The organism is Streptomyces sp. NPDC079141, assembly GCF_040686775.1.
Classification (GTDB): Bacteria; Actinomycetota; Actinomycetes; order Streptomycetales; family Streptomycetaceae; genus Streptomyces.
Genome location: NZ_JBFBLP010000001.1, coordinates 81702 through 105487, shown reverse-complemented (window position 1 = coordinate 105487; position 23786 = coordinate 81702). Strand labels below are relative to the sequence as shown.

18 protein-coding genes are annotated in these 23786 nt (G+C 71.3%); 8 read left to right on the top strand and 10 right to left on the bottom strand.

What is annotated here, in order from left to right; translation table 11 throughout:
• Positions 1–32: 32 nt before the first annotated feature.
• Positions 33–1187: an acyl-CoA dehydrogenase family protein gene (locus AB0Q90_RS00505; RefSeq protein ID WP_363163859.1), complete on the bottom strand. Its 1155-nt coding sequence runs from the start codon at positions 1185–1187 to the stop codon at positions 33–35.
• A gap of 173 nt (positions 1188–1360) precedes the next feature.
• On the opposite strand from AB0Q90_RS00505, the gene AB0Q90_RS00500 reads away from it, so the two are divergent.
• A complete protein-coding gene (locus AB0Q90_RS00500) occupies positions 1361–3085 on the top strand; it encodes a phospholipid carrier-dependent glycosyltransferase (protein ID WP_363163858.1) in 1725 nt (574 codons plus the stop codon).
• Positions 3086–3104: 19 nt separating this feature from the next.
• On the opposite strand, the gene AB0Q90_RS00495 is transcribed toward AB0Q90_RS00500, so the two are convergent.
• Both AB0Q90_RS00495 and AB0Q90_RS00490 read right to left on the bottom strand, forming a co-directional pair.
• Positions 3105–5897 carry an AAA family ATPase gene (locus AB0Q90_RS00495; RefSeq protein WP_363163857.1) on the bottom strand — a complete coding sequence of 931 codons (2793 nt, stop codon included), beginning with the start codon at positions 5895–5897 and terminating at the stop codon, positions 3105–3107.
• Between the two features lie 189 nt (positions 5898–6086).
• Positions 6087–7085, bottom strand: a complete 999-nt coding sequence (locus tag AB0Q90_RS00490; RefSeq protein ID WP_363163856.1) for an RICIN domain-containing protein — start codon at positions 7083–7085, stop codon at positions 6087–6089.
• Between the two features lie 563 nt (positions 7086–7648).
• Here AB0Q90_RS00490 and AB0Q90_RS00485 point away from each other — a divergent pair.
• The gene (locus AB0Q90_RS00485) at positions 7649–8110 is read left to right on the top strand and encodes a cupin domain-containing protein (protein WP_363163855.1); all 462 of its coding nucleotides are present in this window, start codon (positions 7649–7651) and stop codon (positions 8108–8110) included.
• Positions 8111–8292: 182 nt separating this feature from the next.
• Positions 8293–8658, top strand: a complete 366-nt coding sequence (locus AB0Q90_RS00480; protein ID WP_363163854.1) for a response regulator — start codon at positions 8293–8295, stop codon at positions 8656–8658.
• Between the two features lie 14 nt (positions 8659–8672).
• Here the strand turns inward: AB0Q90_RS00480 and AB0Q90_RS00475 are convergent, their stop codons facing one another.
• Positions 8673–9332, bottom strand: a complete 660-nt coding sequence (locus AB0Q90_RS00475; protein WP_363163853.1) for a response regulator transcription factor — start codon at positions 9330–9332, stop codon at positions 8673–8675.
• A gap of 314 nt (positions 9333–9646) precedes the next feature.
• On the opposite strand from AB0Q90_RS00475, the gene AB0Q90_RS00470 reads away from it, so the two are divergent.
• Entirely contained in the window at positions 9647–10054 is a 408-nt protein-coding gene (locus tag AB0Q90_RS00470; RefSeq protein ID WP_363163852.1) for an SsgA family sporulation/cell division regulator, read from the top strand.
• Positions 10055–10154: 100 nt separating this feature from the next.
• Positions 10155–10457, top strand: coding sequence for a WhiB family transcriptional regulator (locus tag AB0Q90_RS00465; protein WP_363163851.1), 303 nt, complete (start codon positions 10155–10157; stop codon positions 10455–10457).
• 37 nt (positions 10458–10494) lie between these two features.
• Here the strand turns inward: AB0Q90_RS00465 and AB0Q90_RS00460 are convergent, their stop codons facing one another.
• The 5 genes from AB0Q90_RS00460 to AB0Q90_RS00440 form a co-directional block, all read right to left on the bottom strand.
• Positions 10495–11892, bottom strand: coding sequence for a CHASE3 domain-containing protein (locus AB0Q90_RS00460; protein ID WP_363163850.1), 1398 nt, complete (start codon positions 11890–11892; stop codon positions 10495–10497).
• Positions 11893–12055: 163 nt separating this feature from the next.
• Positions 12056–13252: an SGNH/GDSL hydrolase family protein gene (locus tag AB0Q90_RS00455; RefSeq protein ID WP_363163849.1), complete on the bottom strand. Its 1197-nt coding sequence runs from the start codon at positions 13250–13252 to the stop codon at positions 12056–12058.
• Positions 13249–15606 carry a glycoside hydrolase N-terminal domain-containing protein gene (locus AB0Q90_RS00450; protein ID WP_363163848.1) on the bottom strand — a complete coding sequence of 786 codons (2358 nt, stop codon included), beginning with the start codon at positions 15604–15606 and terminating at the stop codon, positions 13249–13251. The genes AB0Q90_RS00455 and AB0Q90_RS00450 overlap by 4 nt, the downstream gene beginning before the upstream one ends.
• A 56-nt stretch (positions 15607–15662) precedes the next feature.
• Entirely contained in the window at positions 15663–17483 is a 1821-nt protein-coding gene (locus tag AB0Q90_RS00445; protein ID WP_363163847.1) for a CBM35 domain-containing protein, read from the bottom strand.
• 207 nt (positions 17484–17690) lie between these two features.
• Positions 17691–18866 (bottom strand): ROK family transcriptional regulator, encoded by a 1176-nt coding sequence (locus AB0Q90_RS00440; RefSeq protein WP_363163846.1) that lies wholly within the window; start codon positions 18864–18866, stop codon positions 17691–17693.
• 192 nt (positions 18867–19058) lie between these two features.
• On the opposite strand from AB0Q90_RS00440, the gene AB0Q90_RS00435 reads away from it, so the two are divergent.
• Positions 19059–19976 (top strand): phosphotransferase, encoded by a 918-nt coding sequence (locus AB0Q90_RS00435; RefSeq protein WP_363163845.1) that lies wholly within the window; start codon positions 19059–19061, stop codon positions 19974–19976.
• Between the two features lie 21 nt (positions 19977–19997).
• On the opposite strand, the gene AB0Q90_RS00430 is transcribed toward AB0Q90_RS00435, so the two are convergent.
• Positions 19998–21908 carry an SMI1/KNR4 family protein gene (locus AB0Q90_RS00430; protein ID WP_363163844.1) on the bottom strand — a complete coding sequence of 637 codons (1911 nt, stop codon included), beginning with the start codon at positions 21906–21908 and terminating at the stop codon, positions 19998–20000.
• 143 nt (positions 21909–22051) lie between these two features.
• Here AB0Q90_RS00430 and AB0Q90_RS00425 point away from each other — a divergent pair, with 143 nt between their 5' ends.
• Together AB0Q90_RS00425 and AB0Q90_RS00420 are read left to right on the top strand one after the other, a co-directional pair.
• Positions 22052–22723 (top strand): HEAT repeat domain-containing protein, encoded by a 672-nt coding sequence (locus tag AB0Q90_RS00425; RefSeq protein WP_363163843.1) that lies wholly within the window; start codon positions 22052–22054, stop codon positions 22721–22723.
• 3 nt (positions 22724–22726) lie between these two features.
• Positions 22727–23731 carry a MerR family transcriptional regulator gene (locus AB0Q90_RS00420; protein WP_363163842.1) on the top strand — a complete coding sequence of 335 codons (1005 nt, stop codon included), beginning with the start codon at positions 22727–22729 and terminating at the stop codon, positions 23729–23731.
• Positions 23732–23786 lie beyond the last annotated feature (55 nt).

Below are 23786 nucleotides of genomic sequence, written 5' to 3'. Positions count from 1 at the left end.
GTCATGTGTGTGTCGCTGGTTTCGGCCCGCGCTCAGAACAGGGGGACGCCCGGCTCGAATCCGAAGCGCACCCGCCCGGCTGCCTCCATGAACGGCGCGGAGTGGTTGGCGTGCTGGAGTGTCACCATGCCGTCGCGGAAGAGGCGCTCGACGGGGTTGTCGCGGTAGATCGAGGAGGAGCCGCCGAGTTCGTGCATGGCGACGAGCACCTCACGGCTGACCTCCGCGGCATGGCACATCGCGGCGTGCAGGTCGGCCCGCTGTTCGAGGGTGGCGGGCTCGCCCTTCTCCCCGGCGGTGTCCACGGCGGCCGCGGCGGACAGCAGGAGCAGCCGTGCCGCCTTCAGGGACGCCTCCGACCGGGCCACCACCGCCTGGGTGCGAGCGGACTCCGCGAGCGTGCCGCCGGTGAACGTGCCCTTGGACGCGGCGAGGGCGACGATCTCCTCGACGGCGCCCTGCGCGACACCGAGCACTACCGCCGAGCAGCCGGGGAAGACGAGCGCGGGCATGAATCCCTGGTAGAGGGGCCGCTGGATGCGGGCCGGCACGTCGAAGCGGGCGACCAACTCGTCGGGGACCAGCACGTCCTCGACGACCACCGTGTGGCTGCCGGTGCCCCGCATGCCGTTGACGTCCCAGGTGTCCTGGACCGACAGCTGGTCCCGGCTCAGGGCGAACAGCCGTATGTCCGGCGCGCCCGCCTCCGTCAGGCGGGGGCCCGCGCCCTCCACGACCACACCGACCGCGACGAGCCAGTCCGCCCGGTTCACTCCGCTGACGAGGTTCCAGGTGCCGGAGAACCGGTAGCCGCCCTCGGTCACCACCGCGGTGCCCGCCTGACCGGCGTTCGCGAAGACCGGCTCGGCGCCGTCGCCCCAGATCCGGGCGGTACCCGTCTCACCGAGCAGCGCGGCCAGGAAGCCCCAGTTGGCGTTCCACACCGTCCAGGCCACCGACGCGTCGAGACGGCCGAAGCCCTCGTACACCTTCAGCACGGTTTCCAGGGGAGCCTCGAAACCGCCCAGTTCCCTGGGGGTGAGCAGACGAAAGGCACCGCTGTCGCGCAGCTCGCGCACCAGCTTCTCGGGCAGATCCCGGTCGGCATCCATCTCCGCGGCGGCGGCCTTCACGGAGTCCTTCAGCAGCTCGGGCAGGCGCAGGGGGGTGGGGTCGTACGTGCTCATGGGTCTTCTCCATCGTGTGGCGATCGGCATCGAGTGCCGGTACTCATGGAAGATACGTGTTTGCTCGACCTATTGCACACGTATGTCAACGTGTGGCTGCTGAAGGGGCGTGGACTTCAGCCTTCAGCGGGCATCGTCGGCTCGCCGGCCGAGCCGGCGTCTAAGGTCATCCAGTGACCAGTAGCAATGCGACGCGTGCCCCTGCCCCCGAGAGCACCCGTGCGGCCACGGTGCCCAGTAACTGGCCGGAACGGCTGGGCGGATTCGGATACTTGGCGCGACCGGCGGCCGACGTCCGCGAGCGCCTCGTTCCCCCTTTCCCGAAACCGCCGGCACGTCTGTGGGAGCTCACACGTCTCGATCCGGCACGGGTGCATCGTGTCGCGAGGGCGATGGAGTGGCTGGGACCGGTGCTCGTCGCCGTACTGGCCGGGGCCATCCGCTTCTGGCACCTCGGCCGGCCGCGGAGCCTGGTCTTCGACGAGACCTACTACGCCAAGGACGCCTGGTCGCTGCTGCAGTTCGGCTACGAGGGCACCTGGCCGGACCGCAAGATCGCCGACCCGCAGATCCTGGCGGACCCTCAGGTCGTCCCGCTCTCCGACACCGGGGCCTTCGTCGCCCACCCGCCGACCGGCAAGTGGGTGATCGCCCTCGGCGAGTGGATGTTCGGCCTCGACCCGTTCGGCTGGCGCTTCATGACGGCGGCCCTGGGCACCCTGTCGGTGCTCATGCTGTGCCGAATAGGTCGCCGCCTGTTCCGTTCGACGCTGCTGGGCTGCCTGGCCGGCGTGCTGATGGCGGTGGACGGGCTGCACACGGTGATGAGCCGTACCGCGCTGCTGGACCTCGTCGTCATGTTCTTCGTCCTGGCGGCGTTCGGCTGCCTGCTGATCGACCGGGACCACGCACGGGCCCGGCTCGCGGCGGCCTTACCGGTCGGCGGGGACGGCCGGGCGCTGCCGGACGCGTACGCCGGTGACCGTGCCGGAACGGGACTGCGCCCGTGGCGGCTTGCCGCAGGCGTGTTCCTGGGACTGGCGGCGTCCACCAAATGGAACGGCCTGTACGTGCTGGCCTTCTTCGTCGTCCTGACGGTGCTGTGGGACGTCGGCGCCCGCCGCGTCGCCGGGGCTCGCCGCCCCTACCGGGCGGTGCTGCGCCGGGACTTCGGCTGGTCGGTCCTCGCCCTGGTGCCGGTCGCCGGGTTGACCTACCTGGCGACATGGACCGGCTGGTTCGCGTCCGACGACGGATACGGACGGCACTGGGCCGACGGCCGCGGCGGCGCCTGGTCCTGGATTCCCGCGCCGCTGCGCAGCCTGTGGCACTACGAGTACGGGGTCTACCAGTTCAACGTGGGGCTGCACACCCCTCACAAGTACGAGTCCAACCCGTGGAGTTGGCTGGTCCTGGGCCGCCCCGTGCTGTTCCACTACCAGTCGCCGAAACCCGGACAGGACGGCTGCCGCACGGCGGCCGACTGCTCGCAGACGGTCCTCGCCCTCGGCACCCCGCTCCTGTGGTGGGCGGCCTGCTGCGCCCTCGTGTACCTGCTCTACCGCTGGGCGCTGCGCCGCGACTGGCGCGCCGGCGCCATCCTGTGTGCGGTGGCTGCCGGTTACCTGCCCTGGTTTCTCTACCAGGACCGCACGATCTTCTCCTTCTACGCGGTCGTCTTCGTGCCGTACCTGTGCCTGGCCGTGACGATGATGCTGGGAGCACTGACAGGGCCGCCGGGCACGATCGGCAGACGCCGTACAGGTGGCGCGGTGGCCGCGGGCGTACTCGTTCTGCTCATCGCCTGGAACTTCATCTACTTCTTTCCGCTCTACACCGGGCAGACGATCCCGTACGCCGACTGGCACACCAGAATGTGGCTCGACACCTGGATCTGACACCGGCGCCGCGCAGCCGTCAGTCCGGGTTCTGCCGGTGCAGCGCGTCCCGCAGTGCCACCCGGGACGCGATGCCGAGCTTCGGATAGATCTGGTACAGGTGAGCGCCGACGGTGCGGTGCGAGATGAACAGCCGTTCGGCGATCTGCTTGTTGGTCAGGCCGGTCGCGGCGAGCTCCGCGATCTCGCGTTCCTGCGCGGTCAGGGGCGTCCCGGTGCCGGCCTCGCTCTGGGGGGCGCCTCGCCGGGCCGCCCGCAGCTCCTTGCGTGCGCGCTCCGCCCAAGCGGTGGAGTGCAACTGCTCGAAGGTCTTCAGCGCGGCCGTCAGCGGAGCCTGGGAATCGGACAGCGCCCGGGACCGGCGCAGCCGTTCTCCCTGCGCCAGCCGCACCCTGGCCAGGGTGAACGGCCACCGCTCCGCGTCCGCAGCGGCCACTGCTGCGGCGAACAGGCGTGCGGCGTCGGCGTCGTCCTGCGTGACGAGCGCCTCGGCGGCGTCGGCCAGCAGGGCGAGCCGCGGTGAGAGCCCGGCGATGTTCGTCTCCTCGCGCAGGGCCCGCATGTGCGCCACCGCCTCCGCCCGCCGGTCGGTGCGTACCGCGGCCTCCACCAGCTCGAAGAAGACCCACGAGGCGTGCGCGACGTACGGCGGGAAACTGCCGGCCGGGCTGATGGTCATCACCCGGCCGAACGCCGCGTCGAAGTCGCCGTCGGCGATGTCCGCGAGCGCGTGCACGTGCAGGGCACAGTGAACGGCCTCCCGGATGCCGCGGGGTGCCGCCCAGCCGATCATCGCGTCGGCGAGCGCGTGCGCCGTCCCGGTGTCACCCCGGGAGGCGGTCACCAGGCCCTTGGTGTACTGGAAGAACCAGGTGCACACGGTGTACCCGGACTCCGCGCACTGCGTCAGCCCCTCCTCGGACAGCTCCAGGACCGTGGCCCACTCGCCCCGGTGGTAGTCCTCCAGGCACAGGTGCAGCAGGGCACCGATGTGACGGCGCACCGCGCCGCCGTCGCGCCCCTGCCGCACCAGCCGCCAGGCCACCTCGCGGACCCCCGCCAGCCGGTCCGGGTACACCGCGGCGGTTCCCACCCGGACGATCCGGGCCGGATCGGTCTCCTGGCCCGTGCCGTTGATGATCTCGTCCAGCTCACGGAGCGTCGCCGCGTCGGCGTGCGCGGGATCGCCCCAGGTGCGGGCGGCCACCAGCAGCAGCGGCGGGGGAGCGGGACGCAGCCGGGCGACGGCCGCGTAGTACGGCGCCCACAGCTCCTCGCGGGCCCCGTAGTTGCACAGCAGCAGCAGGAAGTGCAGCGCGTCGACGAGTGCCGGGTCCTCGGCGTCGAAGCCGTGGTCGCCGCCCTCGATGGCGCCGACCAGCAGACGGTGGGCCGTGGCCAGGTCGCCGTCGCTGTTCAGCACGAGCTGCACCGCGGCGGTCGCGGAACGCAGCGACGCGCCGTGCTGGGGATCCGCCCGCCAGGCGTCCTCCAGCAGCGCCGACGCACTGCTCAGCGCGCCGATCGCCTCGGCGCCCACGTAGGCGGCCTCCGACAGCCGGCGCGCGCGGTCGGTGTCCAGCGGGCTGAGGTCCGCGGCCCGGGTGAGCGCGGCGATGGCGGCCACGGCGTCTCCGCGGTCCTGGATGTGCCGCGCCGTCCGCTCCAGCAGGAGGGCCACGTCCTCGTCCGGCTGGAGTGTCGCCTCGCCCAGGTGCCAGGCCCGGCGCTCCGGCTTGTCGGCCACCACCTGCGCCAGGACACGGTGCGCCGCACGTCTGGCGCTGCTGGTCGCTTCCTCGACGACGGCCGACTTGATCAGCGGGTGCCGGAACACCAGGCGGCGCGGAGACTCTTCCACCCGCACCAGCGCGTCCCGTTCGGCGGGGTCCAGGTCGTGCAGGTCCGCGTCCACGTCCGTGGCCCGCGCGGCCGCGGACAGCACGCCGAGGTCGCCAGTGTCGTCCAGTACCGCGAGCAGCAGCAGGGTGCGGGTCGCGGCGGGCAGGGACCGGACCCGGGTGACGAACAGGGACTGCAGGCGCTCGCCCAGCGGCAGGACGGCCGGCAGCACCTCGCGCGCCCGGCGCTGGTCGGCGCGCAGCGCGTCGGGCAGTTCGAGCAGGGCCAGCGGGTTTCCCTGCGCCGCCTCCAGCAGGCGCCGGCGCACCGGATGCGCCAGATCGGGGAAGCGCAGGTCGACGAGGCGGGCGGCGGACTCGGTGTCCAGGGCGGGCAGTTCGTACGACGGCAGCCCACTGCCGTCGAAGAAACTGTCGACACCCGTGCGGGAGGCGGCCAGGAACCGGACGCGCTCGCCGGACAGCCGTCGGGCGACGAAACCGAAGACGGCCGCGCTCGCCCGGTCCACCCAGGGAAGGTCGTCCACGACGAGCAGCACGGGGCCGTCCACGGCCGCCGACCGCAGCAGCGCCAGCACGGCGTTGCAGACGACCAGACGCTCGGGCGCCGGTCCGGCGCCGAAGCCCAGGGCGACGCTCAGGGCGTCCCTGCTGGGGGCGGCCAGCCGGTCGAGAACGCCGTGCAGCGGGAGCAGGACCTGGTTCAGTGCCGAATAGCCGACGTCCGCCTCGAACTCGGCACCGGCCGCCCGCAGCACGCGCGTGCCGTCCTGAGCGGCCGCCTTGGCCAGCGCCTCCAGCACCGCGGACTTGCCGACGCCGGGCTCCCCGGACAGCAGGAGGGTGCCGCCCGTGCCCCGCTGCAGCAGCTCGCAGATGTGGTCGAGGTCGCGCCCGCGTCCCACCAGGGGGGTGGTGGAGTCCAGGCGCGGCAAGTCAACGAAGGACACCGCACACCCCCCGTTCCCGGCCGCGCTGCGCCTGACCCGTCGTCCGCGGCCCCGCGAAGCGTGCCATCTGCGTCCTTCCGTCGATGCCCGGCCATTGTAGAAGTGGGCGGGATCGTGGTGGGCGCAGGCTGATCGGCGTGACGGCGCTGTCGTGTGTGCCGGGGTGTGGCCCGGATCAGGGCCCGGAGCTCAGGACGTCGACCACTTCTGGTTGTCACCGCCGGAGCAGGACCACAGCTGGAGCCGAGTGCCGTTCGCCGTACCGTTGTCCCGCACGTCCGTGCACTTGTCGGCGTGCGTACTGACCAGGTCGTGGCTGGAGTTGAGCACGAACCGCTGTGCCGGACTCCCGTTGCAGGAGGCGAGTTCGAGCTCGGTCCCGTCGGCGGTCGAGCCGTCCGCCAACTGCACGCACATGTCGAGGGCGCGCATGGTGCCATCCGTGAACGTCCACTGCTGCGCGGCGGACGGCGAGCAGTCCCAGATCATCAGTCGCGCGCCCGGAACGGCCTCGCCGCCCACGATGTCGATGCAGCGCTGCGAGGCATGGCTGAACACGTTCACGCCCGGTGCCGCGGCCGGAGCGGTCGTCGGGGGGACGGTGGTGTCCTGCGCGGGCGCGGTGGTTCGGTCGTCGCGGGGCGCGGTGTCCTTGCCCGGCGCACTGCTCGCGGGTGTGGCGGAGGCGGGCTCTGCGGAACCATCGGGTTTCCTGCCGGCGTGGGCATCGGAGGTGCTCACCGAAGGCGCCGGGACCACGCCGAGCCCGCCGACGACGTCCGTGCCGTGGTCGGCGGAGTCCACGGCCACCGACGCGCCGTCGCGCTCGTCGCCGCCAGAGTTGACCAGGCCCAGGGTCAGCAGCACGCCACCCACCGACAGCAGCCCCACGATGCCCACGACAGCCAGAGCACCGCGCGACCCCTCGCGGCGGGACCCGGTCTTCCGGCCCGCCGGTCCGCGCGCCACGACCGGGCCCGGATCCGTGCCGCCGTCCACACGCCCGCGCTGTGCGAAGCCGTCGCCCGGCTTGTCCCCCGCGCAGTCGCCCCGCGACCCGAGCGAGGAGATCTGGGTGAGCCGGGGCAGAGACGTGCCTCTCCCGGCCGCCGCTCCGGGCCTACGGTCATCGAGGCCGGGCGCGGCCGGTTCCGCGTCGCCCGCCGGGTCGCCGTCCCGAGCGGGCACGGAACCGGACCCGACCGATCTGGCGCTTCCCGGAACTCTCTTCGGGAGGTCCCGTTCCGGCCGGGGTGGGTGTGAAGGGTTCATGGGTACCTGATTCGTTCGTAGCCTTCGGGACCTGCCACACATGGAGGAGCCGGTCCGCCGTCGTTTCGGTTCGCCCCTGCGACGTGTGACATGTGAGCCCGTCACGGTCACGGCCAGGCCTGCTGGTCGCGCACCTTACCATCCATCAGGTGTGAAGGCGGAAAGCTGCTCGCTCGCCACACACGTATGCCCGATGTGGGGCGTGAGTGTGCCTAAACTGCCTCTTGTGGAGGGTGCCGCCGATGAAGTTCGCAGGCCGTAAGGCGGCCGAGTGGCAGACTGCCTGCGCCTGGTCCGCCGCGGCCGACGCAGGGTCCGAGACATTGCGTCACCGTCTTGACCAGTGACGCATTTGGGTTCAAGCTGAGACCGCCGAAGGGAGCCCCATGGGCACACACGAGTACCCCCTCCTCCCGGGCCGCCCGGTCAAGGAGCAACAGGGGCGTTCACACGTATCCATCCCACCGAAAGGACCCGCCATGATCGACAGGCGCTCACTCTTACGTACCAGCGGTGTCGCGGCGGCCGGTGTACTCGGCGCCGCCGCACTGCCGCCGCCCGCAGCCGTCGCGGACCCGGTGCGGGACTCCCGCACTGCCGCCCCGCTGCACTCCGACCCGACCGAGGGTGTCACCCGCACCCTGCTCCAGGAGCACCCTTCGCCCGCCGAGGGCTGGGAGGCCGTGCAGACGCTCGTGGAGATTCCGCGGCACAGGGAATCGGGCCGGCACAGCCACCCCGGTGTGGAGGTCGGGTACATCATCCAGGGCGACGTTCTGATGGTGTTCGACGACAGGCCGCCCCTGCGGCTGCGTACGGGGGACCCGTTCTTCATCCCGAACGGCGCGATCCACAACGCCCGCAACATCGGCACGGTGACGACGATGATGCTCTCCACGTACGTCGTCGACGAGACCAAGCCGCTCGTGACCCGCTACTAGCCGGACCCGGCCCTGTCGGGACGGCCATCCCGTACCGGGCGCACCCCGGGCGTCGGCGACCGGGGTGCGCCCTCTTCCTGCCTGTCCGGTGGGAGGGGCAGGAGGTCCACATGTGCGTGGCGACGCCAACTGTAGGGCTCCCCCTATGGTCCGCCGACCAGAGCGTTCGGCATGCTGAGAGCATGTGCATCAACATCGTCGTCGTCGACGACGACCCCGGGTTCCGCCGCATCGCCACGACGTTGCTGGCGGCACGGGGCCTGCGAGTGGTGGCGGAGTCCCGCGACGGCGCCTCGGCCCTGGCCGCGGTGCGGGCGCACCGTCCCGACGGACTCCTGCTCGATCTGCACCTGCCGGACCTGAACGGACTGAGCCTCGCCCGCCGGCTGACCGAGGAGGGCAACCGGCCCCGGATCGTGCTGACTTCCACCGACAGGCTGTTCTTCTCGCAGGAGGAACTTGAGGCCGCGGGAATCGAGTCCTTCATCGCCAAGGACAAGTTGTTCGACGCCGATCTGCCGGGCCTGTTCGCCCCCTCCGCGCGCTGACGTCCGCCCCGCTCCTACTGCCCGAGGTAGCGCAGCACCGCCAGCACCCGCCGATGCTGCCCGGACGCCGCCTGGCTGAGGCCCAACTTCATGAAGATGCCGGTCACATGCCGCTCCACGGCCGCGACGCTCACGAAGAGCTGCTCGGAGATCCCCGTGTTGGAGTGGCCCTCGGCCATGAGCGCCAGCACCTGTCGTTCCCTCGGCGTCAGCGCGGCCAGCGGGTCCTGCGGACGCTTGCGCCCCAGCAGCGCCGATATGACGTCCGGGTCAAGGGCTGAGTCGCGGGCCATGACCCGTTCCACGGCGTCGGTGAGGACCTGAGGGCTCGCCACCTTTTCCTTCAAGAGGTAGCCCACCCCGCTGGGGTCGTCCCCGACCAGGTCGAGCGCGTAGGAGGCGTCGAGGAACTGGGACAGCACGATCACGGCGATGTCCGGCTGGGCGGCGCGGATTTCGCGCACGGCGCCGAGGCCGTCCGCGTCCAGGTCCGGCGGCATCCGGATGTCGGTGATCACCACGTCCGGGCGGTGTTCCTCGGCGGCGCGGACGAGGTCCACCGCGTTGTCCACGGACGCGACCACGTCGATGCCCGCCCGGCCCAGGATGGTCGCGATTCCCTCACGCACGATCGGCTGGTCTTCTCCGAGCACCGCCCGCAGTGGTTCGCTCATGGCGGCATCCTAGCCTGAGGTGTGTCACGCACACCTGACAAGATCACGATGCGGTGTGCGGGCCACATGTGAGCCGGCGCGACGGCTTCGCCGCATGTGCCGGACGGTCGACGCCCCCTGTGGTGTGGGGTGAGCCCTACATCGGCGTGGGGGGCGCCCCGAGGAAGCGCGAGGGAGCACACGACAGACCCCGCGCCGGACTCGGCCGAGACTTGGTCCTGGATCCGGGGGTTCCCGGCCGGCCGAGTCGGCGGCTCCGCACGACAGCCCACGTTTCCACGCCGGTTGACCGGCCGAGTCCCTAGGAGGCGACCATGAAGAAGTGCCACCTCTCGCTGGAGATCACGCACTGGGTGACGTCCGAACTCTCCCTGATGCTGAACTGCGAGTTCTCCTACGACGCCCAAGACCCCCTCGCCGTCACGCTGGTCCTCGACTCCGACGGAGGGCGGCCGGTGCGGTGGATCTTCTGCCGGCAACTGCTGACCGAGGGCATGACCGCGCGGGCGGGGGAGGGGGACGTGGTGCTCTGGCCGTTGCTCGACAGCGACGGCGAGGCGTCCTCCTTCTGCGTACGCGTGGGAGGAGGAGAGCGAACAGCGCTCTTCGAGATCCCGGCCGAGCCGGTCCGGGAATGGCTCGCCGGGACCTTTGCCATGGTTCCCCGCGGGACCGAACTGGACGGCGTCGACTGGGACCAGCTGGTGCAACTGGCGGAGTGACAGGGCCAACTGACCGCAGAGGACCGCACGGTGCCTCGAAACCGAACCACAGATCCGTCTCCGAGCCGGTCCGCCGCCGGGGAGACAGGAAGGGAAGACCATGGGAAACGGACTGCGCCCCCTGCTGAGTGACTGGCAGTGGCAGCAGCGTGCCGCCTGCCGTGGAATGAGCAGCTCCAACTTCTTCTCGCCGCCGGGAGAACGAGGCCGCGCACGCCGTGACCGCGAGGAGCGGGCACGCCGTGTCTGCGGCCGGTGCGAGGTCCGCGACATGTGCGCGGCCATGGCGCTGAGACACGGGGAGACCTACGGCGTCTGGGGCGGGCTGTCCGACACCGACCGCAGGCGACTCGGCACGAGTAGCGCGGGAGCGGCCGAGAAGCACGAGGCGCCCGCACGGTGACCGGCATGTGCATCGCCCCCGTCGGACACACGCAGGGTCAGGCCGGAATCGGGATCTGGATGAGAATGGTGGTGCCGCCACCCGGCGGCGAGTCGATGGTCAGCTTGCCGTCGAAGGCCGCGACGCGGTCCGCCAGTCCGGACATCCCGCTGCCGGCGCTGGCCTTGCCCACGCCGCCGATCCCGTCGTCGGCCACCTTGATCCGCAGCACGTCCCCGAATTCGAGGGTGACGTCGATCCGGGACGCCTGGGCGTGCTTGACCGCGTTCGTCACGGCCTCGGCCACGACGAAGTACGCGTTCGACTCGACGGTGGAGGAGATCCTCCGTTCGTCCCTGCTCTCGACGACGGTGGGTACCGGGCACCGGAACGCCAGGTCCTTCACCGCTGCCACCAGCCCCTTCACCGTCAGCACCAGCGGATAGATACCGGAGGCCAGTTCGCGCAGCTCGTTGATCGCCGTCTGCGCGTTCTCGATCGACTGATCCAGCAGATCGGTCGTGGCCGACTCGGTGTCGGGGACCAGCTCCCGAGCGAGTCGAAGCCCGATCATCAGGCTCACGAGACGCTGCTGCGCCCCGTCGTGCAGGTCCCGCGCCGTACGCCGGTGTACGGCCTCGGTGCTCTCCATGATGCGCCTGCGGCTGTCCTGAAGAGAGGCCGCCATGGTGTTGAACGACGTTCCCAGTGCCGCGATCTCCGCCACCTTGCTGGGCGGCACCCGCACACTCAGGTCACCGCCCGCGAGTTCCTCCGCCGCGGCCGCCGCCCCGCGCACCGGGCGGACCACGGCTCGATGCTGGAGCACGGTGTAGACGGCCACGAGTGCGGTCGACGCCGCGAGCCCCACGGTGGCGGCCAGCACCGCCTGCTTGCTGTTGGTCCCCGCGGCGTCCGTGCGCTCCCGCAACTGAGCACGTTCGTTCGCCATGTACTCGTTGAACTGGGCCCGCAGGGTGTCGACGAGTTGCTTTCCCTCGGCCGCCACCTCCAGGTCGCCAGCGGTGGGATCACCTTGCCGGACCTTCTGCACCAGCGGGATCGAGTAGTCGTTCAGGAAGGACTTGACGCCGCGTGTGATCTGTTCGGCGGTGCGCTGCTGTTCCGGGGACGTGGCGCTCTCGGTGAATCGCCGTGCCTCCGCGGGCAGCGCCTTGCGCGCCGACTGCCACGGTTCGAGATACTCCTCCCGCCGCGTGATCACATAGCCGCGCTGTCCTGTCTCCAGTTCGAGGAGCAGCCGCTCCATGCTGCCGACTTCGAGGAGGGCCGTCCGGGAGGCGCGTCTGGCCGAGATGGAGCTGTTCGCGTCGGCGATCGCCCACAACAGGACGGTGAACGCGAGACCGATCAGCAAGGCAAGCAGCGTGCTCGCCGCGACCGTCTGGCTCGTCAGCCCGAGTCGCCAACGTATGTACGCCTGCCGTGCGCTCATGCTCCGCCTGCCCATGGAAAGGATTGAGACACCTGGAGTGTGCAATGTATCTGTAGGTGAGCTGAAGAGGTGTCCACAAACGGGTGGGCCGTAACACACCTGCTTGGAGTGCCAAGCCACGTGTCACATCGGGTCGGTGATGTGACACGCCGTCTCGACCCCCTCAGCCCGGTCCGGCAGCACAGTCGACGCCCGCCAGGTCCACCGCGTCGGCCATGGCCTGCATGCCCTTGTCGTTGGGGTGCAGATGGTCGCCGTTGTCGAAGAACGGCAGGATGCGCTCGTGGTCGTACGGACTGCGCAGGATGCGGTCGAAGTCGGTGACCGCGTCGAACTCACCGCTGTTCCGCACGAACGCGTTGACGTCCTGGCGCACGGCCTCCGCCTGCGCGTCCCACTCCGACCAGCCCTTGAACGGGCCGACCGTGGCGCCCACCACGCACTTCCCGGCCGCGTGGGCACGTTCGATGATCTTCCGGTATCCGTCGATCATGGCCTGGGCGGTCACGCCGGTGTGCGCCTTGATGTCGTTGACTCCCTCGAAGAGGAACACCGTGCGCACGCCGGGATGGGACAGCACGTCCCGGTCGAGCCGGTTCAACGCGCTCTGCCCGGCGCCGTCAGCGAGCACCTTGTTGCCGGAAATCCCCTCGTTGGCCACGCCCTTGACGGTCGTGGCGGTGGACTGCTGGAGGCGGCGGGAGAGGTAGTCGGGCCAGCGGCGGTTGAGGTCCGTGCTGGACTGCCAGCCGTCGGTGATGGAGTCGCCGAGGGCCACCACCGCTCCCGTTCCCGGGGATGCCCGGACCGTCACCGCGTCCAGGTAGAACCAGGAGCCGGTGGTGCTGCCCCAGTTCCCCGCGCCCTCTTCGGCGGTGTGGTCGCCCTGGGAGACGTACGAGGTCTGCATGGCCATGCCGTGTCCGGTGGCCGGGCCTGCCGCGTCCGGGCTGTGCACGCTGATCACCAGTTGGGTACGGGCGGCCACCCGGCCCGGCAGCGGGTCGCTGTGGACGCTCGCGCCGGCCGGCACGGTGACGGACCGTGCGCCGCCGAAGGTCAGCCGTCGGTTGCTGCCGGGTACCAGCCCGGCCCCGGAGGCCTGGACGCCCGCGTAGACGCTGTCGAAGGTGACGGGCCGGTCCCCGAAGGCATTGGAGAGCCGTATCCGCAGATTGTCACCGCCGACGCTGGTGTGCACGACGAGCCGGTACCCGCGGTCCGGTACGCCCTCGCCCAGGCGGTCGGCACTGGCGCCCCAGGTGACGACCTCGTTCCCGGTCGGCGTGGCCCGGGCCGTGGCGGGGACAGCCGGTACGGCCAGGGCGGCGACCGCCAGCGCGGCCAGAGCCCGCCTCATCGAGTGAAGCCCTTCAACGTGACCGACTCGCCCGGCGCGAGCGTCACCGTCCGGGACACACCACCGAACGCCACCGTGGTGGTTCGGCCGCCGACACTGCGGATCCGGGCCTCGCTCGGTGTGGCCTGCCGCCAGCGCAGGTCCACCACGAACCCGCCGCGGACGGGAACGCCGTCGACGGAGCCGGACGCGGCCCAGGCGCCGGGCAGCGCCGGGAGCAACTCGATGTGTCCGGGGCGGGAGTACAGCAGCATCTCCATCATCGCCGCGGGCGTACCGAAGTTGGCGTCGATCTGGAAGATGCCGCGGCCCCGCTCGACCTCGTAGATGTCGAAGAGGTTGAAGGCCGTGCCGTTGCCGCCGCCGGTGGAGGGGCGCAGGTTGTTGACGATGAGCTGGTAGGCGTTGTCCGCGTGCTTCAGACGGGCCCAGCACAGGGCCCGCCAGGCATTCGCCCAGCCGAAGCTCTCCATGCCGCGCGCGGTGAGCAGCGCGGTTGCTGCGTCGACGAGGTCCTTGGGCGTGGAGCCGTCGGGGCGGATGCGGTCGCCGGGGAACAGACCGACGAGCGGGGACAGATGGCGGTGGGTGGTCTCGCCGAGGTTGTCGGGCGACATCCACTCCTCCAGCCACCCCGTCGTCGGGCTCACCCGCGGCAGGTACAGCCGGTCGCGCAGGGCGGTGACGGTCCGCGCGTAGTCGGCGTCCTTGCCCAGTACGGCAGCGGCTTCGGCGTAGTTGCCGAAGAGCGTCCACACCAGCTCCTGGGCGTAGGTGATGCCCTTGGCGTCCAGCGGGCCGTGCTCGGGCGACCAGTCGCTGTCCGCGACGAGAACCTCGTGCGAGCTGCCCGGCAGGGTGAGAGTGAGCAGCCGGGCCTCCCAGAACTCGCAGGCCCCCTTGAGCAGTGGGTAGATCCTCGCCAGGTACTCACGCGACCGGGTGTACTCGTAGTGCTCGTACAGGCCGGCGCACAGCCAGGCGTTGCCCGCGGGGTGCCACCACCAGCCGCCTCCGCCATAGGGGTTGGTCGAGATCGCGACCGTCCAGCCCGCGACCTTCCCGGTGGAGTTGCGGTAGCGGTTGCGCGGGTCGTTGAACAGACGGCGGGTCAGGTCCGTCCACGACGGAAGCTGGGCCAGGCAGTAGTCGGTGAAGGCGTCGAAGCACGCGGACAGACCCGTCCGGTCGGCCATCCAGTAGTTCATCTGGATGTTGATGTCGGTGTGGTAATCGCCCATCCAGTCCGGGTCGTTGCCGTCCAGCCACAGCCCCTGAAGCCCGAGCGGGAGGCTCCCGCGCGAGCCGGAGATCATCAGGTAGCGGCCGTACTGGAGGTAGGCGGCCTCCAGTTCGGGGTCGGGGATGCCGTCGCGGGCCCGCGCCCTGAGCCGCTCCCAGGTGTCCAGCGAGCGCTGCGCTTCGGTCGACGTACCCAGCGAGAGGCTCATCCGCTCGTACAGGGTTCGGTAGTCGGCGACATGGGTGCGCAGCAGTGTGTCGGCCGGGTGCCGTGCGGCGGCGGCGACCTTGTCGCGGGCCAGCGCCTCGGGGTCGAGGGAGGGGTTGCGGTACCCGTTGTCGGCGTCGGGCGCGTAGTTCGTGCCGCCGCTGAGGACGACCGTCAGCTCCGTGCAGCCGGTGAACTCGATGTGCGGGCCGTCGACGCGGACGCGGCCGCCGTTGCCGTAGGCCTGCACCGCCGCCGCGTAGCGCAGGCCGTTGGGGAGTGCGGCTCCGAACGACTCGGCGCGGGTGGGCCGTTCGCCGTGTGTGCCCTCCAGGGTGAGGGTGCCGGTGTAGCGGCCGCCGCCGCTCTGGGTGAAGTGCAGGACGATCGCGTCGTCGGGCCGGCTGGCGAAGAGCTGCCGCCGGTAGGTGACGCCGGAGCGGACGTAGCTGCTGGTGACCAGGCCCTGAGCGAGGTCGAGGGTGCGGCGGTAGCCGTTCACGCCGGACAGGTCGTGGTCGGGGATGTCCACCGAGAGCCGGGCGAGCAGGGTGAGGGAACCGAAGTCGCCGCGGCCGTAGGGGAATTGGCCGTCGCCGTCGAGGGTGTCGTTGAGGCCGCCGGTCCACATCGTGGCGTCGGTGACGAGGAGCAGTTCGCGGCCCGGGTCGTTGGACGCGAGGGCGCCCAGGCGGCCGTTGCCGACGGGCAGACCCTGCTCGATCAGGGAGCGCTCGTCGCCGGGTGCCCGCCACCAGAGCCGGTCGCGTGAACTGCCGGGCGGGGGTGCGGTGGTGGGGCGCTCGGGTACGGCGGAGGCGGTGAACGCGGGCAGGCCGCCCAGTGCCGCGGTGAGGCCGGCCGTGGTGGCGAGCGAGAGGACGGTTCGTCGGCTGGGGTGCATGGCGGCTCCAGAAGTCTGAACGGGGGTCCGGCCGCGGGGCCGGACCCCCGGGGGTGTCAGGAGGACTTCGGTACGTCGATCCGGTCGATGTCCGGCGCATAGCCGGAACCGCTGTCGAAGGTGATCGTGTTGGCGCCGGCCTTGAGGGTCACCGGGATGTGGACGGTGCCGACGGTGCCCCAGTCGCCGGTGGCGGGGAACTTGTGGCCGGTGGCGCCGCCGCCGTTGGCCGAGACCGCGGCCGAACGGGCGTCACCACTGATGTAGCCGACCTTGATCTGGTAGGTGCCGGCCTTTTCGACGACGACGTCGTGGAAGGTCAGCTTGCCGCCCTGGTAGAGGTTGCCGACCTTCTTGCTGCCTGAGCAGGCGGAGCAGTCGGCGACGGAGGCCGGGCCGGCAAGGGTGTTGGCGGGGTTCTCGGCCTCGATGCCGGACCAGGTGAGGGTTTGGCCGGCCGGGGTGACGCGGAAGAGGCGGGAGCCGTGGGCGGGCAGGGCCTGGGTGATGCGGTCCCGGTAGGTGCCGAGGTTCTCGTGGTTCCACAGGTCGCGCACCTTGGCCCGGCCGGTGAAGCCGAGCGTGGACCAGTCGGCGGTCACCGCGGCGGGTGCGTCGGCGAGGTTGAACAGGGCGACGGTGTAGGTGCCGTCGGGGTTCTTCGCGGCCCACACCTGCTGCGGATCGGAGGGGGTGACCGGCGCGGCGGGCGGGCCGTCGCCCTGGTCGACGGCGATGACCTCGGTGTTGGTGAGCAGGGAAAGGCCGTAGGAGTCGAGCCTGGTCAGGTCGTCGCCGGTGTAGAGCGGGGACTTGGCGATGGCCCACAAAGTGGCGTAGGTCTGCCGTTCGGCCTTGGTCAGGCCGTCCATCTCGCCGTTGCCGACGTCGAGGGAGTCGAGGTCGTTCCAGCCGCCGGGACCGGCGTGCCGGGTCCAGGCCGGGGCGTCGTCGAAGCGGTCGTCGACGGAGTTCTCCCAGCTGACGAGGGTGTTGCAGTAGCACTCGACGTCGGTGTCGATGCGCCAGCCGTTGGAGTACTTCTTCCAGTCGGCGACATGCCCGTAGTCCAGGGACCAGGAGATCTCCAGGTGGATCGGGCGGCCGGTGGCGGCGATGGCCCGCTGCCAGGCGGCAACGTCGGCAACGTTGTCGTACTGGTCGCCGTACTTGCCGGAGCCCGGCCCCACGCCGTCGAGTTTGAGGAAGTCATAGCCCCAGTCGGCGAACATCCGGGCCTGGGAGTCGACGTACTTCTGGGCGCAGGGTCGGGCGAAGTCGAGCTTGTAGGAGCTGTCCCAGCCGTTGGTGGTGCGCAGGTCGTCGTGGACGATGTCGGCCGTGGTGCAGCCCGGCGCGTTCCAGATCGGCGTCCGGCCGTCGTTGTAGGCCTCCTTCTCCAGGCCGACGGGGAGATAGATGCCGGCCTTGAGGCCCTTGGCGTGGATGTCGTCGGCGACGGCCCGCATGCCGCGGGGGAAGCGGACCGGGTCCGCCGTCTGCCGCCCGTACTGGTCGAACCCGGGCTTCCAGGCGTTGTCGCGCCACCAGCCGGCGTCGATGTTGACGTACTCGTAGCCGTACCTCTTCAGCTTGGCGGCGAGCGCGCCGGCCTGCTTGAGGACGTTGGCCTCGGTGAGGTAGCTGTAGTCGCCGTCCGGGTTGAGACCGGGGTACTTCGAGGACTGCATGCTCCAGCTCGACCAGCCCATGTACGGCTTGGCGGCCAGTGCGGCGGCGGTGTCGGCCGCGGAGTCGGGGGTGGCGGGCACGGCCTGCGCCGGGGCGGCGACGGTGACCGTGCCCGCGGTGAGGGCCAGGACGACCACGGCTCTCAGGGCGCGTGCGGGCAGGGCGAAGTACGAGGGTGACCGCATGGGTCGTACCTCCTGGGGGTGGGTTACGGAGGGGTCGTGCGGGGCGGCTCAGCCCCTGCCGGAGCCGGTGGGCTGGCGCTGGAGCGCCGGCAGGAGCTCGGGCGTGTGAGCGGACCCGGCACCGGTATCGAGGGTTCTGCGGCGGCCGGGACCGCGCGCTGCCAGGGGAGCGCGGCTCTGCTGCGTCATCGTTGCTCCTCTCGCGTGTCAGTGGGGGTCTGCGGTGATGAAGGACTGGATGGCGGTGGCGGCGGCGCCGCGCGCCCACTCCTCGAACGGCAGCGGGCGGGTGTGGACCTCGCACTGGGCGGCGGAGCCGAAGGCGGCCGCGGTGAAGGCGTCGCGGATCTGCCCGGCGAACAGGTCGTGGGCGGCCAGCCCTTCACCGGAGATGATCACGCGCTGGGGGCCGAGGAGGTTGGCCACCGTGGCGATGCCCCGGCCGATCGCCTCGCCCGCCTTCGCGTAGACGGCGCGGGCACCCGCATTGCCCCGGTGGGCCAGCTCGATGGCCTCGGCGGTGTCCGCGACCTCGATGCCGGTCGCCTCGCGGATCCGGGCGACGATCGCCTGGTCCGCCGCGATCGCCTCCACGCAGCCGCGGTTGCCGCAGCGGCAGGGCGGGCCGGACGGGTCCACCGTGACATGGCCGATCTCGCCCGCGACGCCGTGCGCGCCGGAGACGACCCGGCCGTGCACCACCAGGCCGCAGCCGATGCCGGCACCGACGGTGACGACGGCGAAGTCGGACAGCCCCACGCCGTCGCCGAACCACTGCTCGGCGACCGTGAGGGCGCGTACGTCGTTGTCCACGGTGGTCGGCAACCCACAGGCCATGGCGGCAAGTTCGGCCAGCCGCACGTCCCGCCACTGCAGGAACGGCGAGTAGCGCACGGTCCCCTCGGTCCGGTCGACGTCGCCGGAGACGGCGATGCCGAGTCCCAGGACCTGTACGCCGAAGCCGTCGGCCTCGGTGAGCAGTTCCTGCACCACCTCCGCGGCCACGGCCAGGACCTGCCCCGGCTCCCGGCCCCCCAACGGGACGTGCCGGGCGACGCGGATGCGGCAGCACAGGTCGGTGAGCACCCCGATGATCTCGTCGCCGGTCACCTTCAGACCGATGAACAGGGCTCGCCCGCCGTCGACCCGGACCGGATTCGCCGGCCGCCCGAGCGCGGGGCGCGCCTCGCCGTTGGTGTCCTCCAGCAGGTAGCCGGCCTCAAGCAGCGGCCGGACGGCCTTGGTGACAGCGGCCGGGGACAGACCGGCCCGCCGCGCCACCTCCAGCCTGGTGAGGGGGCCGTGGGAGAGGACCGTGGTGAAGATCAGGGAGGCGGCCGGCGTGTTGGCCGGGAACGCCTCGATCCGGGAGATCGGCGACATGGCCGGGAACCTAGGGCCGATAATTTCCGCTGTCAATAAAAGAATCAGAACTCGTTCAACAGCTGGCTCTTTGCCGCATACACCTTCAAACTCATGGTGTGGTAAGAGAGTTGACGATTGATCAAAGGGGGAGCCCGGACTTATCATCACTCGAAGCCCGGACGGCTCGCTGCCCAACTACCGTTGCTCCACATGACAGCCACCGAGATGGACATCACCGAGGACCTGATCCGGGACCTGCTGCGCGAGCAGTACCCGGACCTGGCGGATCTCCCCTTGAAGCTCGGCGCGCGGGGCTGGGACAACCAGGTCTGGCGGCTCGGCGACGACCTCGCCGTCCGGTTGCCCTGGGCGACGCAGTCCGCGGACGCGCTGCTGCGCAAGGAACACGCCTGGCTGCCCCTGCTCGCCCCGCACCTCCCGCTGGAGATCCCCGTCCCGCAGCGCCTTGCTGAGCCCTCAGCACGATTTCCCCGGCCCTGGATCGTCACCACCTGGGTACCGGGCGAGCCCGCCGACCGCGCCCCCGCGACCCGCGCCACGGAGGCGGCAATCGCCCTGGCCGGCTTCCTGACCGCCCTGCACCGTCCCGCCCCCGACGGGGCGCCCGCAGGACGGGACCGCGGCGGCCCGCTCGCCGACACCGCCCAGCCCTTCGCCCAAGGGCTCGCCTCGGCCACCGAACGGGGGCTGATCCGCAACCCGGACGCCGTCCGGGCGGTCTGGGAGGAAGCCGCCGCCGCGCCCGAGTGGGCAGGCCCGGCGCTGTGGCTCCACGGCGACCTGCATCCCGCCAACATCCTGACCACGAACGGCACTTTCTCCGGCGTGATCGACTTCGGCGACCTCTTCGCCGGCGACCCCGCCATCGACCTCGCCGCCGCCTGGACCCTGCTGCCGGACGGCGCCATCGGCCTCTTCCACGAGACCTACCGGCCGACCGCGGACGCGGCGACCCTGCGCCGCGCCCGGGGCTGGGCGGTGTTGAAGGCTCTCGCCTGCATCTTCATCGGAGACGCCGGCGACCACGGGCGCCCCGGAGGCAAGCCCACCTGGGGCCCACCCGCGCACGCCGCACTGCGACGGCTCACCGCAACGGCCCACCAGTGACCGAGCACCGTGGCGGAAGGGTCAGGAGCGGTGCCGCACGAAGCTGAGGTAGGCGTACCCCTCGCCTGTACGAGGCGCCCGCGTCCACGACCGTGTGGTGAAGGCGCGAAGCCTGCCCTGGGTCACCGCGAAGCGGGGGAGCGAGAGCCCGAGTTCGGTGTGCAGGGCCTCCAGTAGCTGTTGTTCGCGGGCCAGTTCGGAGTCCTCGGGACGGAACAGCCGTGCGGGGTCCAGCGTCTCGGGTATCGCGCCGGAGCGCTCGATCTCCGTACCCCGCACGGTGAACGCGTAGATTTCCTCGCCCTGTTCGGCCACCGACAGGTGGAACGCGGCCTGATAGTCACCTGGGGTGGAGCGCCTCGGGTCGCGCCACACCACCACCGCGCGGCCGCCCGCGGATGCGGCCGCAGCGGGGGAGTGGAACAGCTTGCCCAAGTAGTGGTGGCAGTGGCCGTCGAAGGCGAAGGACCACGCTCCGGCAGTGCGGCCGACGGCGACCACGGGCCGGTCCTCCCAGGGTTCGACACCCTCCCGCTCGTGGGACTTGGGTGCCCGCCAGGCCGCCATGCGCGGATCCAAGGGAGCGCTCAGTTCGGCGCCCTCCTCGCCGATCAGGGCGGGCAGGGCGTCCGGATCCACCCCCTCGACCCACACACAGCGATATCCGTCCAGCGGCTGCCCGTTCGCCACGGGCTCCGTCAGCCACGTGAGGCCCGGCGGGTCCAGATCGGGCACCGGCTCGGGGGCGGGGCCCGTCTCCCCGGCCCGCGGTGTCGCGAGGATCTCCCGCCCACGCTCCGGGGTGATCAAGGGGCCCAGGACCGGATCGGCGAGCAGACCGATCGGGGCGATCAGTTCGGGCCCGGGCGCCTCCCACAGCGGGAGTGCGTCCCGCAGCATCCGCCACGCGGCATCGGTCATCCCCCACAGGGCCGACTCCTGGGCCTCGGCGACAGCCCGGCCCCAAGCACCGGACGGCGCGTAGCGATGGCTGCCCTCCCGCATCGCGCTCAGTACGGCCTCGGCGTCCTCCCGGTCGACTCCGCGGGCGGTCATCATCCTGAGCCAGTGGTCGTCCCCGTCGAGCCGCCCTTCGCCCCGTGCCGGTGTGATCGCCTCCACGGGCAGGACATCCGGCAGATAGCGCGGGTCTGCCGCAAGGTTGCCGTAACCCCGGGAGCCTTGCGGAGCCAGCAGATGCCGGAGCTGGTTCAACAGCACGGCACTCCGCGGCCGGCCGAAGGACAGCGCCTCCTCCAGCAGGGGCAGCGCCTCCTCGTTCTGTCCGCGCAGGGCCAGGAGGCGGGCCTCGTCCACGCGGGCGTCCTGGGCGCGCGTGGTCGCGTTGACGAAGTCGGGGCTCTCGGCCCGGTCGGAGTGGAAGCGGCGGTACATCGCCTCCATGTAGGCGCGGAACGACGGGTAGCGGTCCGGCAGTTCACCGCTCCAGCCCTTGTAGACGTAGAGCGCCCACTCACCGTCCTCGGCACAGTCGCCCGGGTCGAGCAGGGCGTGCGACATGTCGGAGTCCGTCTCCAGCCGCAGCGCCCGCCGCCACATCCCGGCCAGCAGGACGTCCTCCCTGCGCGGGTCGGCGCCCAGATTCTCCTCGTACAGCGGCGTCATGTCGTACGGGTCCTCGAACCAGCCGATGTCCGCGGCGCCGCCGAGCTGATAGACCCCGGCCGTCTGGTCGACATGCCATCCGTTGCTCACGGCCAGGAACTCCCGGTACGAGGGCGGCAGCCGCCGCCCCAGCCGCTCCTCGGCCGCGGCGATCAACGCCTCGTCGGCCCCGGGCCCGCCCAACGGCGCGAAGGCCCCTCCGTCGCCTTCGTTCTCGTAGTCCTCCTCGTCCTCGTCCGTGCGAGGAACCCACTCCTCCCGCCAACGCTCCAGGAAACCCTGCCAGTTGAAAGACTCGCCACTCATGGCCGGATGGTGTCACGCGGCACTGACAACGGCGCCGCGACCCTGCTCCGGTCGGCACCGGGCGCTTCCCCCGCCCTCCGGAGGGCCCTGTTTGACCTTGACACGGTGACAAGGCCTTCACTGCTGGCCGAGGAGGTGGTCCGATGACGATCACAAGACAGGACACGGATGCGGTGCGGGCGCTGCAGGGGTTGGAGGACGCCAGCGCGTCGGTGCGACTGCGGGCTGCTCTCGCGGTCGGCACGACGCCTGACCCGCGCTTCGTCGGCAAGCTCGTCGAGCGATGCGCGATCGAGCCCGAGTTCTTCGTCCGCGACATGCTGACCTGGGCGCTCACCCGTCATCCGGTGTCCATGACGCTGCCCGAGCTGCTCCGCGCGGTCCGCTCCGAGCGTGCTCAGGCGCGGAGCCAGGCGCTGCACACGCTGTCCAAGATCGGGGACCGGAAGGCGTGGCCCGCGATCACCCGCACTCTCCTGTCCGACGCCGACGACGAGGTGGCGCGGAGCGCCTGGCGGGCCGCGGTCGTGCTCGTGCCGGAAGGCGAGCAGGCCGCGTTGGCCACGGTGCTGGCGACGCAGCTCGGGCGCGGCGGGCGGGAGACGCAGCTGAGTCTCAGCCGGGCGCTGGTAGCGCTGGGGGAAGCGACCGAACCGGCTCTGCTCGCCGCGACGACGGCCCCCGACCCGCGCCTGCGCACACACGCGCTGGCCACCCAACGGCTGCTGCGCGAACCGGACACCGGCTTCGAGTTCGCGATCGAGGAGGCGAAGCGCGTCGTGGCCCTCGGCGGGTCCGGCCACGAGGGACCATAGAGCGTGTTGATCGGTGAGGTGGCGCGACGGTCCGGGGTCAGTGCCCGCATGCTCCGGCATTACGAATCGCTGGGTCTGGTGCGTCCTTCGGGCCGTACCGGCTCCGGCTATCGGGAGTATTCGGGCGACGACATCCGGCGGATCTTCCATATCGAGAGCCTGCGCTCGCTGGGGCTGACGCTGCGCGAGATCGGACGCGCGCTCGACGATCCCGGCTTCACGCCCTCGGCGCTCGTCGGCGACCTCATCCGTCAGACGCGCGAGCGCATCGCGGCGGAGACCGAGCTGCTCACACGGCTGAGCCGGATCGATGCCGCAGATCCCGCCGCCTGGGAGGACGTCATCCAGGTCGTAGCGCTCCTCCAGGCACTGGAGTCCAAGAGCCCCGACGCACGCCAGCGCGCGGCCCTGTCCTCCGCCGACGAGGTTCCGGTGCCGGTGGAGGCCCTGGTCGAGGCGGCCCTGAACGAGACGGAGCCGAACGTCGCCGGGGCCCTTCGCTGGGCACTGGCACGATTGGGCGACCGCGGCCCGGCACTGCTCGCGGAGGGCCTCGGCTCACCGGTGGCCGCGGTGCGCGAACGCGCCGTCCAGGCCCTCGTCAAGATGCCGGACGGGGAGGCCACCGCACAGCTGCGCGATGCCCTCGCCAACCCCGACGTCGTCGTCCGCGGCTATGCGGCGGTGGCTCTCGGGACACGGGGTGTGGCCGATGCGGTCCCGACGCTCGTCGACATGATCGTGGAGGGCAGGAACGACACCGATGCGGCCGATGCACTGAGCGTGCTGGCGAGCGACACCGCGACAGGGGACCGGATCGCGAGCAGGCTCGTCGACCGTCTCGCCCACGACACCACAAAGCCGCCCGCACGCGGACGGCTGACCCAGGCCCTGGCGGGCATCCCGGGGACGCGCGCGTCCCGGGCCCTTGAGGAACTGTCGGCCGACACGGACCCTGCCGTAGCGCTGACCGCGACATACCTGCTCCGGCTGCGCGACACACCCTGACGTATCTGTCCTGGCCACCGCATCCACGGAGGACTACATGACTGCCACCCACACC